This is a genomic window from Pseudomonadota bacterium, assembly GCA_039033415.1.
Classification (GTDB): domain Bacteria; phylum Pseudomonadota; class Gammaproteobacteria; order Xanthomonadales; family SZUA-38; genus JANQOZ01.
In genome coordinates this window covers 102,099-114,640 of the sequence record JBCCCR010000019.1, presented here as the reverse complement: position 1 = coordinate 114,640, position 12,542 = coordinate 102,099, and the positions used below count along the sequence as shown (strand labels likewise).

Below are 12,542 nucleotides of genomic sequence, written 5' to 3'. Positions count from 1 at the left end.
CCCGACTTAACTGAGGACTCAGCCTATGCCGCTTCCATCTGACGATCTTTCTCGACGCAGCATGCTGCGCGTTTTTGGCACTGTTGGGCTGGGCCTCCTCGCACAGCCTGTCCTGGCCTCTGACCACTCGCCCGAGCCTTTTACGCCCAAAGGGCTGATGAAAGACCTGCCGGAGGAGGCCTTTTCAAAGCCTCGCGCGATTTTCAAGCAGCGCGGCGACTTTGACCTCGATGACCCGGCGCAGCTGGCGCGGGCGCGGCTCAAGTCTATTTTCAGTCTCGATGGGTCCAAGAGTCATGTCCTTCGCATGAGCCGATCGCTGATCTGTCCGCCGGGAAAGCCGGCGAAGACCCTGGTCAATGAGCTTCAGTATTGGTATTCGTTTATTGAACTGGCGAAAACCGACGAACGCTCGGGAGAGCCTTCGGAGGTGATCACCCATTCGGTGTTCACACGGGTCGCCGTCGATCCCAACACGCTCGCACCGAAACGGACCATCAATGTTGCCGAAACGGGTGAGACGCTGTACGTGCCCGACACCTTGTTTGCCGCCAGCGTCAAAATGGATCTGCTGACGGGCAAAGAAGGACGAATCGACAAGGGAAAAACCAACTCGACCGTGGAGGCCGGACCTACCCTGCCCTATCTGCGGCTGGGGCCGGATGTCGTTTTTCTGGCCAAGGGTGGCCCCAAAACGGAGGGGCCACACCAGCCCCAGGTCGACATGTCGTCCTGGGCGACGCCGCTCGACGAGCTGATGGACGAGACCACCGCCGCAGCAACCGCGCGCTACAGCTTTGCCGGCGTCGGCAGAAAAGGACTCTATGCCTGGGCAAAGAGCTACGGCGGTTCGGAGGAAACTCAGATCCTCAACCACAAGACCGGTATCAAGACACCGACCTTCGACGAGCTTCCTGACGCCATCAAGAGCATCATGACCCGGGAATACGCAGATCGTACCTAGTCACGACTGGATCCGCGCGAAAAAGAGTACACCTCATTGGCTCAATAGCTGACCGAAAAAACCCTCTTAGAGTGGCGTTTGACGGTAGCAACAGCAAACGTGGATACAAAGACTAGGATTGCGAAGAGTGCTAGCTCTAGCTTCAGCTCCGTAGCGAGATCTTACCCGCGGCATCGGCTCAGCTAATGCTGCCGGGTTTGGCCCTGCGCTGGCGTTAACTGATCTACCAACTGATGCAATACGCTTCGCAGGTCGCGTCGTTGTCGTCATTAGGACGAGCCAGTGCACGGACACGCCAGCGGCCCGAGGCGATGTCGACCTCGCATTCAGCATACTCACTGCTGCCGTCGACATCGTTTACCCGCACCGTCGATAGGAAACACAGACGGCGGAAAGCGCTACCGAGATCAGCGGAGACGATAGGCTCCGATGTCCCACTAGTGGTGACCCTCGTGACGGTAGATCGGGTGAATACTGAGCTGCCTAAATCCACGCCAGCAACTGAGTTATTCGCAATGTCGCTGGAAGTAATGCTGCCATCGGCAATGTCACTCGACGTTATGCTGTTGTTGGCGATGTCCGAGCCGAAAATCGAGCCGGTGGCAACCTTGTCGCCGGTTACCGCGCTCGCAGCGAGTTGTGCATTACCAACGCTCCCCGGAGCAACGCTGGCTGCCAGATCTGCAACACCGGCAACCGAGGACATCTCAGCAACTAGTGCCAGGGGAACCGCTGAGATCCGTTGTCTCGGTGACAGGGTTGTCAATGGGCCGGTAGAGCCGCTTTCCCGTACCCGGATCTCCAGCCAGAGGTCGACATCCCCAAACACCCCGGGGCCAAAATCTAATTCAGCAGAAAAAGTCCCCGCTATCACCTGAACGTCCAGAATATTGAGAGGGTCAGCAAAAGCGATAGTTTGGAGAAAATCACCGGAATCGAAGAGTGCAAACTGGAAGTCATACGAGCCGTTTGCCAGCTGTCCACCCTGATTGAGCTGGCCCTGGTAGGTGAAGGCCATGTTTTGCGCGGCGGATGGCGGGATTGCGACCCATAGCAAAACAAGTGCCGCGGCCGCCGATCGGCGGAATGATGCATCGGACATGGCCTTACTCCTCGAATTCGACCACCAACGAGTATAAGACATTAGTCTGCTCCTTCCAGCGGGGTACTATCGCGACAACGGGCGCATACGAAGCTTCATGTCAGTTTTCGGCAGCGGAAATCGATTTCGAGAGCCAATTGGTTTCTTACCAACAGGATCAGGACGATCCTAGCCCCCAACCTTCGCAAGCTCCATGTGTTGCGCTAAGACCTTTCAGGCCGTTTTGCGTGGGTGCACCCACTTGGGCAACAGGCTCCTTGCATCGGGCGTTGCGTCTCGATCGTAGCTGATCCCCGCAGCATCAAGCTGTCGGTGGAGAGCGCCACTTTCGTAGGCTTCGATCACGTCGGTGCATCCTCCCAGTAGCTGACCCGCGACAAACACCTGCGGAATGGTCGGTGCGCCGACGCGCTGCTTTAGCGCTTCTCGAACCCTGACGCCCAAGTCCTCCTCCTGATACTCGACGGAATCCAGGCTGATGGCGCGAAACGGAACGCCGAGGGCGTCGAACAACGTGCGTACGCTCCAGCAGAACTCGCACCAGGCCAGTGAAAACATCACTACCGGGTTGTCCTCCACCGCCGCCGTGACAAAGTTTGTGGCTTCCGTGTCTTCCTGCTTCGGCTGTTCAACCGACGAAGCGAGTGCAGGCGCAGCCGGCTGCTGGTCGAACCGAAATCCTGGGGTTGACGTCGATAACGCCAGCTCATCGTCGTTCATCTCCTCGTTGATTGCGCCGAACAGGGGCGTCGACAGGTAGCGTTCACCGGTGTCGGGCAGCATCGCCACGATGTGTGATCCTTCGGGGGCTTTGCGCGCGACCTCCAGCGCGGCAGCCAGCGTGGCGCCGGCCGAGGTACCGACAAAAATGCCTTCTTTCTGGGCCAGAGCGCGAGACAGCTCCATGGCCTCTTCTCCGTCCACGGGAACGATGTCGTCGATGAGCCGTTCGTCGACCGCCGCCTGCGTCAGATCGGAGACAAAGTCCGGGCTCCAGCCCTGCATCAGGTGGGGACGGAACTGTGGGTGGCTGCCAACCGGTCGACCGTCGCCATCTCGTTCCTGGGCGATGCCGCTTGCCACGATCGGGGAGTTGTCAGGCTCTGCGGCAACAATGCGGGTTTCGGGGCTCAGCTCCCGCAGCGCCCGGGACACGCCAAGCAGCGTACCGCCCGTCCCGAAACCCGACACCCAGGCGTGGAGCGGACGGTCATCGAGGTCCCGGACGATCTCGCGGGCGGTGGTGCGGTAGTGCACGTTGGCGTTTTCTTCGTTTTCAAACTGCAGCGGCATGAAATAGCCGTGTTCATGGGCAAGCTCTTCGGCTTTCTTGACCATACCTGTGCCCTTCTCCGCGGCCGGCGTGAGAACCACCTTGGCGCCAAGAAATCGCAGCAGCTTCCGGCGCTCAACGCTGAAGCTCTCCGACATTGTCACGACCAGCGGATAGCCTTTGCGGGCACAGACCATCGCCAGCCCGATACCGGTATTGCCGCTGGTTGCTTCGACCACGGTCTGGCCAGGCTTCAAGGCTCCGGTCTGTTCAGCCTTCTCGATCATGGCCAGCGCCATCCGGTCTTTGACCGAACCCATGGGATTAAATGACTCGGCCTTGACCCAGACGTTGACGCCGGCGGGCGCTAACCTTTCCAGACGAATCAGCGGCGTGTTGCCAATGGTTTCCAGGATGCTGTTGTAGATCATTGTGCTTTCCTCACTTCGTGCAGCGTGTAAGTTGCGTTGTGCGGCTGCGTAAATTCTGGGGCTTCGTTGCAGATCGGCCGACCGATGGTCAGCGCGTCGCGCAGATCTTCTTCTAGCTCCATGCTGGCCACGTCGGGTGCTGAACCCAACGCATCGAGCAGCTTGGCCAGAAAGCTGCGCCCAGCAGCAATAGCCGCGATGTCAAATATCTCGGCGTCGGAGAAGCCAAGCTGATCGCGAAGGGTCTTGACCTGCTCTTCGTCGACGCTCGACGCGTCGCGAGCCACCGCTCGGGCAAAGCGCACCATCGCTACTTCGGGAATCGGCAGCACCATCGCTTCGCGACGCTCGAGCAGCGCCAGCACGCGGTGGCGGCCAATCAGGGCGGCCAGCTTCTTTCCGTGGGCGAGAAGGCAGGCGCTGTAGCCCAGCTCGTGGGCGGCAACAAAGGTCACCAGCTCGAAGCGGCGCTCGTCCGTGTGGCGCTTGATCTCAGCGAGCAGCCGGCCCCAGCGCGCGAGCACCTCGGGACGATGGCTAAACGCCTTGGCGTAGTTGGGCACGTAGCCGTAGTGCGCCTGCTGGCGCTCATACATATCCCGCACCGGGCCAGTGGCCTCGGCGGGCCTAACCGTATCGATAAATGCCATCGCTTTCTCTCCTCTTAAGTTGTTCCAGGTAGTTGCTCAGGTGACGGGTGATGTCGCGGGCGTCGTCTTCGATACCGAAGATGAAGCTGGACTTGCGGCGCCTCATCAGCGGCAGCCCGAGCACGTACAGACCCGGTGCGTCCACCACGCCGCCGTCATGTCTCAGGTGCCCCTTGCGATCCCGCACGGGCACGTCGAGCCAGCGGTAGTCGGGGCGAAATCCGGTAGCCCAGATCACCGTTTTGATGTTCTGGCGGTCAACGTCCATGGTCAGGGCCGGCGCTAGGTCGACCGCTGTCGGCGCAAAGCTTTCAGCCGGCGGCGCTTGCTCCGCGTCGGCCGTCTCGTCGATCAGCTTCAGCAGGCGCTGCATCTTCAGATCCGCGAGCTGACACACGTTTTGCAGCGAGCCGGAAAACTGCAGCGTGTTATCCCGCACACCCATCAGGCGCCCCGTAACCTGGCCGCCGGCGCGCTGAATCTCGTTCAGGTCCAGAATCGGCAGATCGTGATTCCCGACTAGCTGCGGCGAAGGAAGGCGCCGACCGCGTGAGACGTCATCAATCTCGTCATAACGTTCGTCATGGATTCCGCAGTGGCTCAGCCAATGAAAGATGTCGCGACCGCGATAACGGCGTGGCATCCGTACGTGCTCCCCGGCAGCCAGCGTCACTTGGCGGCCATGGGCCAGCAGTTCGTGCGCCAGCTGCAGCCCGGTGGCCGAGGCGCCGACGACCAGGACACCGCCCTCGTCCACCTCGCCGGCATGGGTGTAATCAAAAGGCGTCAACTGACAAATCGTGTCGGGAAGGTCAGCGGCGACCATTGGCACCACAGGTGAGTTGCAGGCACCGCTGGCGATGATCACCGCCCGAGCTCGCCAGGTGCCCCGATTGGTGACCACTTCATAACCCAGGCCATCGGGACGTACGGTGGTGACCGTGGTCTGGGTGTGCACCGGCACGTTCATGGCGGCGGCGTAACCGGTCAGGGTCTCCACCAGCTCCGGGATGGCCATGAAGCCATCCGGGTCTTCGCCTTGATAAGGACTCCCGGGCAGTTGAGTCTGCCAGTTGGGAGTCAACAGGCGCAGCGAGTCCCAGCGTTCATGACGCCAGGAGTTGGCCACCTCACCCCGCTCCAGCACCACGTGTCCGACACCCTGGCGGCTCAGCAGGCTGCTGGCGGACAGCCCCGCATGACCAGCGCCAATGACAACAACGTCAATGGCGCCGGCAGCGCGAGGGTGTGGGTAGGCCAGGAGGCTCACTGGTTGACCCGAACGTTGACGTTCGTCGGATTCGTGATGATGTCGAATACCGCCGAGCGCTTCTGGGACTGCGCGACGAGCGCGGCAATCTCTTCCTCGGTGGCGTCAGCATCGATCTGATAGCTCACCGTGACGCCGTTGAAGCCGTTGCGAACATCGCCGTCGATGCCCAGGATGCCCTGGATATCCATGTCGGCTTCCAGAGTCGCGGTGACCGAGTTCAGACGGATCGCCCGGTTGGAAGCCACCGAGGCAATACCGGCGGTCAGACAACCCGCCAGGCCCACCAGAATCATCTCGACGGGGGTCGATCCCTGGTCTTCGGAAGCAAAGACCTCCGGGTGATCGGTGTCGTAGCGAAACTCACGCACGTGGCGCTGCTCTTCACCCAGGCCGAAAAAGCCTTCAACACGCGATTCCGTGTGGGTGCCGTTTTTCCATTCACAGGCAGCGCGCCAGACAAACTTGGCGGCCTCCGGGGCTTCGGTCAGCGCCTCTCGTGCACCCAGCAGGGCAGCAACGTTAACGCCGTTTTCGGTCTCGACGGTGGTATGGGTCATGATTTTTCTCCGTGATTGAGCAGCGTTATTGCCGCCGTTGGAGAGCATCCTGGCGCCGACACGTATGACTCACTTGACCGGGGCCTGACCATTTGGTGACCGCTTGTTTTTCTGGTGTAAAATCAAAGATTTAAAAGAATTTAAAGGTGAGCTTGGTATTGAGCGAAAGCTCATGTTGGATCGAGAAAAAGTTGAGAGGAAGCCGGCACGCCTGATACTCGGTGACGCGGCGAGGTTTACGTTCGCAAAATATCCCGAGAGGAACCTCAGCTTCACCGAGAATGGCAGGGGCACGGCCCCATAGCGAACTGGCCGCTCCGGCTATTGCCGACGGGCGAGGTGAAATTCCGTGCTCATGGCTCGAATCCATCCTTGCGAATGACATCCAAATCGAGCACGGCGGTGCGTGATTGGGTCGAGCGACCCGCCGCATCGAACCTCCCGCCTACGATCAGGACACCGCGGCCCTGGTACCTGCCCGAAACCATTGTCGTAATGCCCCGCACGTTGAAGTAATCGTTTGAGTTAGTGAAGGACAACCGAAGCTCACTAGGAATGGACCACTGGTCGTTGCAGAATTGAGCAATCCCTGTCGGGAAGGACGCGAAAAAACATGCTGCCCCTCCTACACGCGCCGTCGCAATCGGGCCGCGCAAAGTGCCATGCAGAAACAGCTCTTCAGGCGGAGCCGGCAGGGTGGTCCATTCACTGCCGTCGAACCAGCTGATGCTGCGTTCAGATCCGACCGCAGGTACCAGGTTTCCTCTAACCTCTACCAATGACACCTGAGGCAAATAGGGATAGAAATAGTTCTGTTGGTTCAACCCAGGTGGCGATACCTCGGTCAGATTCGTTCCTACCAGTCGCCACACAGAAACCCTTACGCCAACTTCGAACGGGCGAGGCGCCTGTTGGGCGGTAAAGTAGATACCCGACGCGGGTGAAGATGAGGGGACCGCAATCAGAGGTTCATCACACAATACCGTATAGTCCTGCGGGAGCCGTGCGGCAGGCTCAAGCGACTGGTCCTGGAGGCGCAGCACGCGATCGTCGCACGTGCCCACAAACAACTCTCCGTCGCTTGTCAAAGCCAGACCAACCCCAGGTTGGCCTTCCGGGATTTCGATCAGGGACTCATCCTGATCCTGTTTCAGCCAGAGTCCATCGGGGGTTGCGGCATAGACCACACCAGACTCGGTCACGACCGCGTTAAGAGCCTGATCAGGGACGGCCCGAACACTTTCAACGCCGTTTTCTCCAAAGACCGCAACCGCGGTCTGAAGCGGGTCGGGCGCCATGCCAAATTGCCCGAACAGACTGATCAAACCGTCAGATTGGTTTGATGACCGGACCCGGGCACGCAACCGGGTAGACGTAAACCGAAGCTCTGGCTGATACCAACGATCGTCCTCCCAGATCGAAAGCTGTTGAGAGTCTTGCCGCGCGGACAGCGTTCCAAGGGCGAGGTCGCCGGCAGCGGAGATTGGAATTGTGGATCGGTCGCCGCCGATCGGCAGCGAAAGCGGTTGGGGCGTGGAGCCCACTGTTTCATACACCAGCCAGTCGTTAACTGAGTCGTTGAACAGGATTTGGTCAACTCCATCGAACCGGCGGCTAACAACATTCCGGCATCCTCCGCCAGTACTTAGCAGCGCCCAATTTGTGCCATCAAATAGGCTGAGGAACATGGCCTGGGAGTCGCAGGCGGCCAATATTCCGGGAAACTGTGCGAGATCTCGCACGAAAGGAAGCAAAGGGACCTGTCGACGAACCAGCTCGAACCCGTCGTATTCGATGACGCTGTTTTGGCCGAAATCCAGAGCGTAAAGGTAGTCGCGGCCGTCGCGCCTAACGACCGTTAGTGATTGTGAGCGCTCCTCGATTTCTGCCAAGTAACGCCACCCCTGGCCATCCCAAACAACCAGCCCAAAATCCCTGTTTCCATCATTAAATCGGCCGCTCGCCAGAAGCAAATTTTTGCCGTTGAGCCGAACCGACTGCAGCCCGGTTACCCCGCCGGTTATGGGCTCTTCACTGACCCTACCATTTTCGATTTTGACAATTAGTCCGTCAGTCAGGCGGAATTTATCTGGTAAAGCGCCGTAAAGAGCAGATTCGCTGTCGCTGCTATGCCAGGCCATGTGGCTAAACCCCTGTCCCAGATCCGTCGGTACTGGCGACCAGGTATCGTTATCCAAAACAGCCAGCCCGCTCGCTCGCCGTTCCGCAACGCTCATGAGGTTTCCACTTACGAACAGCTTATTTCCCGCTCGGGCAACGGACTCGATCTGGCCAGTTATCGTGGGCTGGCCGAAAAGATCGAGCCATACTTGGGCCGTGGCAGCGCTACTTGCAAGAATCAAACTGAGCGCCAGAAGTGCTCGCTTCCAAACTGTATTGGCGCAGACGTACCGAAACATACTAAGACAACGACCAAACGGGAGATAACCCCTAGGAAAGACCAGTAATTGGCACATGCGCGGTTGGAGGTTTCGGGAAACACCGCGGCGCGAAACTGCCCGCCAGAGTTTGGAGAGACTCAGACTCAGAGACGTCCAGCATGCCCATCGCCGTGGCAAGAGCGGGAAAAAGGGCCCACCAAGAGAACGGCATTACTCGCTTGGAGCATAGTTATCCGCTTGCTGCTCTCGGCCCCACGCGCGGTACATGTCGTAGGCCCGGCGGCGGGTGTCCAGGGTTCTCCAATGGGTGGGACCCAGAGACGTTTCGAGGCCCGCTAGTGACCTAGTGATCAGCGGTTCCGCACCGTCAAAGTCTTTCTCGAGAGCCAGCAGGGCGCCCTGCAGCGCCTCGGTATGCTGCGTGCGCCAGTCGTCGGCGGCAAGCTTCTCACGGCGGATTGCTAGTGCCTGCGTCACCATCGGAGCTGCCTCATGGTGACGTCCGTGATCGATCAGAAACCGGCCATATTCATGTAGCGTCGCGGCCAGCGCTGGGTGTGCCTCGTCGAGCCCATCCCGCCGTAGCTTGAGCGCGCGCTTGAAGAGTGCTTCAGCTTCCTCGCTTTCACCCTGATCGTGCAGCACAATCGCGAGGTTGTTCGTGCTATAGGCCAGGCCGGGATGGTCTTCGCCCCAGGCCTTGCGAATCACCTCATGGGCGTTCCGAAACGAGGTCTCGGCTTTTTTGAGCTGACGCAGGTCCTGGTAGACCAGGCCGGCATTGTTGTAGTGGAGACCTACCCGCCAGAAATCCGGCCCCATCGCAGCAATTTCTCGCCGCAGCAGCTCGTCGTGGATGGGTATGGCTTCGTCATAGCGCTGGGTCTCGGTATACGCCAGCGCCAGGTTGATCATCGGCCGCAGGGCGCCGGCAGAATTTGCCCCCTGCAGCGCCTCGTACGCGGTAATCGACTCCAGGAACAGCGCTTCGGCCTCGTCGTAATTGCCTTGCTGCAGCAACACTACGCCAAGGCCGTTTGTGGCATAGGCCGTTTGGCTGTGACCCTGGCCCAGCAGAGATCGAGTCTGGTCCAGTACCTCGCGGTGAATCTTTTCTGCCCGCTCTAGCGAACCGGTCCGCAGGTCGACTGAGCCGATGCGATTGAGGGCTGAGATAGATTTGGGATGCTGCTCTCCATACCGGCTGAGCACCAGCTCATACGCCGTGCCGTACTCGGTGCGGGATCGATCGTAGTCAGCGAGATACCAATAGTTGGAGCCCAGCACCGTATGGGCCTCTGCCACGCTGTCCGTTTGCTCCGCCATGAGCTGAAGGTCACCATCGAGCAGGTTTCGCACTCGGTCGATAGATGCCTCGTAGCGCCCAAGAAACGACTCCGCTGACGCGCACTGAAGATTCGCCTGAACTCGTATCTCAAGCTGGTCATCCACGCTGCCAGCGGTCTCCAACGCCGCTTCGCACAGCACCATAGCCTGCTCAAAATCCTCCTCCAGAAAGGCGATGCGGGCCAGCGTAAGCTGCGTCTTGAGAGCGCTATTCGCACCGGTTGTCGGGTTGTTGCGGTAGACGTCGAGTGCGTCTTCGGCGAGGGTCTGCGCCTCGTCAAAATGGCTCAGGTTAAGGTAGACCTCAGCCATGGTGCTCATCAGCGACGCCTGCAGCGCCGGCTGCCCTTGCAGCTCCGAGCGGATTCGTTCGGCGCCATCCGCCAGCAGCTGTTCGGTCGACCTCTGGTTGGCATCCGGCGCCAACGGATCGCTGGCCTTAAACAGATCGCGCATGAAAGTGACGACCTCATTTGCCTTTTGCCGCTCGAGATTGGCTTGTGCCAAAGCGGCCGATAGGTTGCGCGCCTGCAGATAGCTGGTGGCCGCCAGGATGATCAGCGCAAACGAGACGACGGTCGATGCGGCAACCGCGAGCCGATTTCTACGAATGAACTTGCCGGCCCGGTAGCCCATCGATTCAGGCCTGGCTTGAATCGGAAATCCGTCGAGGTAGCGCTGCACATCGGTGGAAAATTCGGCCGCTGAGCCGTAGCGTCGATCCGGATCCTTGCGTAGCGCCAGCATCACGATGTTGTCGAGGTCCCCTCGCAGCAGCTTCGAGGGGACTGACGGAGCTCCGTGCGCACGAAGCTGACTGGGGCGGGCGGGCTCCTCCGCAGAGACAGCTTGAATGGTGGACGCCAGATCGCTGCGCGTGACCTCAATGGGTCGCTTGCCGGTCAGCAGCTGATAGAGCAGAACACCCAACGAGTAAACATCCGTTGCGGTGGACAGACGCTCACCCTTGAGCTGCTCGGGGGAGGCATATTCTGGCGTGGCCATCCGGCCCATGGTTTCGGTGACGGCATCCTCACCCTGCAGCGCGGGCTCGAGCAGCTTGGCGACACCAAAATCGAGCAGTTTGACCCGGCCGGTTTGGTCCACCAGAACGTTTCCTGGTTTGATGTCGCGATGCACGATCAACCGGCGATGCGCATAGTCGACGGCGCGGCAAACCTGCTGAAACAGGCCAAGCCGCGCCTGAAGATCCAAATTCTGATCCTCGCAGTAGGCGTCGATGGTTTGGCCGTCGACATATTCCATGATGAGGTACGGAATCCCCTCGTCGGTCACTCCACCGTCCAGCAGCCGGGCGATATTCTCGTGGTTCAAATCCGATAGAATCTGGCGTTCCAGCACGAAACGTTTCAGCACCGCGTCGGAGTATCGACCCAGCGGGATGAGCTTGATGGCGACCTGCTGACGGAATTCCGGGTCGTCCCGCTCACCCAGAAACACCTGGCCCATGCCGCCCCGCCCCAGCTCGCGGATAATCCGATAGGCGCCAACCTGGCCCGGAAGCGGGCTGGACACCTCATCGATCAGACCGCTGCCCTCGAGGCCGACATCCAGCATGCCCTCCCGCTGAGCGTCTCGGGCAATCAACTGAACCAATCGGCGTCGTAACTCGGCGTCCTCTCCACAGCTTCGATCCAGAAACGCCGCTTGTTCATCTGCGGGCAGGTCAACCGCCTGCTCAAAGAGCTCCCAAAGCCTGTTCCAGTTCGGATCGGTCACAGCCTGGCGTCCGTAGCACCTGTTCTGCACTCAGGGTACATTAAACGATTCTTCGTCACTGCCCGCGCCATGTCCTCTGAGCCCAAATCGACGCCCGAAGAAGTCACGCGACTGCTGCTGGCCGTGGAGTCGGGTGATCGGGCCGCCGCCGAGCAGCTTCTGCCTTTGGTCTATCAGGAGCTTCGCGATCTGGCGCGCGCGCGGATGAGCAACGAAAAACCCGGCCAGACCCTGACGCCCACCGCCCTGGTGCACGAGGTCTACCTGAGGCTGGTCAAAGACAGCGATGCGGGCTTCGCCAACCGAGCGCATTTTTTCGCCGCTGCCGCCCAAGCCATGCGACGCATCCTGATTGAGATCGCCCGGCGCAAAAAAGCGGTCAAACATGGCGGCGAGTGGCAGCGCCAGCCGCTGACCGACATGGGCGCTATACCAACGGATCAGCCGCGGGAGATTCTGGCGCTCGATGAGTCTCTGACCCGACTTGAAGCCGCCGATGAGCGCATGGCAACAGTCGTCAAATTGCACTTCTTTGCGGGCTTAAGCCTGGCCGAAACGGCCGAGGCGATGCAATCGTCCGACCGGAGCGTATCGCGCCTTTGGCGCGCCGCCAGAGCGTGGCTGTACGAAGACATGGCGCCGCCGCATTAGCGAAAGCTCAGCTGCACGGCCGCCGCAGGCTGGTGGTCAAATGCTCCGCCCGCAGCGTCGTGCTGACGAAGATGCGGTCCCGTTTCTGACACACCTTTCTTAAGTCTTGAGAATTGATGGCGGTACAATTTAAACGTGTCAGTAACCTTCAC

Annotated in this window: 9 protein-coding genes; 2 read left to right on the top strand and 7 right to left on the bottom strand. The window is 59.9% G+C overall.

From position 1 onward, the window contains the following. The first annotated feature begins 25 nt into the window (after nucleotides 1-25). Entirely contained in the window at nucleotides 26-964 is a 939-nt protein-coding gene (locus tag AAF358_16430; GenBank protein ID MEM7707144.1) for a hypothetical protein, read from the top strand. A gap of 223 nt (nucleotides 965-1,187) precedes the next feature. On the opposite strand, the gene AAF358_16425 is transcribed toward AAF358_16430, so the two are convergent. The 7 genes from AAF358_16425 to AAF358_16395 all read right to left on the bottom strand — a co-directional run bounded on the left by AAF358_16425 (nucleotide 1,188) and on the right by AAF358_16395 (nucleotide 11,739). Continuing rightward, nucleotides 1,188-2,066 carry a hypothetical protein gene (locus AAF358_16425; GenBank protein ID MEM7707143.1) on the bottom strand — a complete coding sequence of 293 codons (879 nt, stop codon included), beginning with the start codon at nucleotides 2,064-2,066 and terminating at the stop codon, nucleotides 1,188-1,190. 213 nt (nucleotides 2,067-2,279) lie between these two features. Next, complete coding sequence (gene cysK / locus AAF358_16420) at nucleotides 2,280-3,770, bottom strand: cysteine synthase A (protein MEM7707142.1); 1,491 nt, start codon at nucleotides 3,768-3,770, stop codon at nucleotides 2,280-2,282. Beyond that, nucleotides 3,767-4,420 (bottom strand): peroxidase, encoded by a 654-nt coding sequence (locus AAF358_16415; protein MEM7707141.1) that lies wholly within the window; start codon nucleotides 4,418-4,420, stop codon nucleotides 3,767-3,769. Before AAF358_16415 ends, cysK begins: the two co-directional genes overlap by 4 nt. After that, nucleotides 4,398-5,690, bottom strand: coding sequence for an NAD(P)-binding domain-containing protein (locus AAF358_16410; GenBank protein ID MEM7707140.1), 1,293 nt, complete (start codon nucleotides 5,688-5,690; stop codon nucleotides 4,398-4,400). The genes AAF358_16415 and AAF358_16410 overlap by 23 nt, the downstream gene beginning before the upstream one ends. Continuing rightward, nucleotides 5,687-6,250, bottom strand: coding sequence for an OsmC family protein (locus tag AAF358_16405; GenBank protein ID MEM7707139.1), 564 nt, complete (start codon nucleotides 6,248-6,250; stop codon nucleotides 5,687-5,689). Before AAF358_16405 ends, AAF358_16410 begins: the two co-directional genes overlap by 4 nt. Before the next feature lie 353 nt (nucleotides 6,251-6,603). After that, a complete protein-coding gene (locus tag AAF358_16400) occupies nucleotides 6,604-8,448 on the bottom strand; it encodes a hypothetical protein (protein MEM7707138.1) in 1,845 nt (614 codons plus the stop codon). 414 nt (nucleotides 8,449-8,862) lie between these two features. Continuing rightward, a complete protein-coding gene (locus AAF358_16395; GenBank protein MEM7707137.1) occupies nucleotides 8,863-11,739 on the bottom strand; it encodes a serine/threonine-protein kinase in 2,877 nt (958 codons plus the stop codon). Nucleotides 11,740-11,808: 69 nt separating this feature from the next. On the opposite strand from AAF358_16395, the gene AAF358_16390 reads away from it, so the two are divergent. Beyond that, entirely contained in the window at nucleotides 11,809-12,390 is a 582-nt protein-coding gene (locus AAF358_16390; protein ID MEM7707136.1) for an ECF-type sigma factor, read from the top strand. Nucleotides 12,391-12,542: the final 152 nt, after the last annotated feature.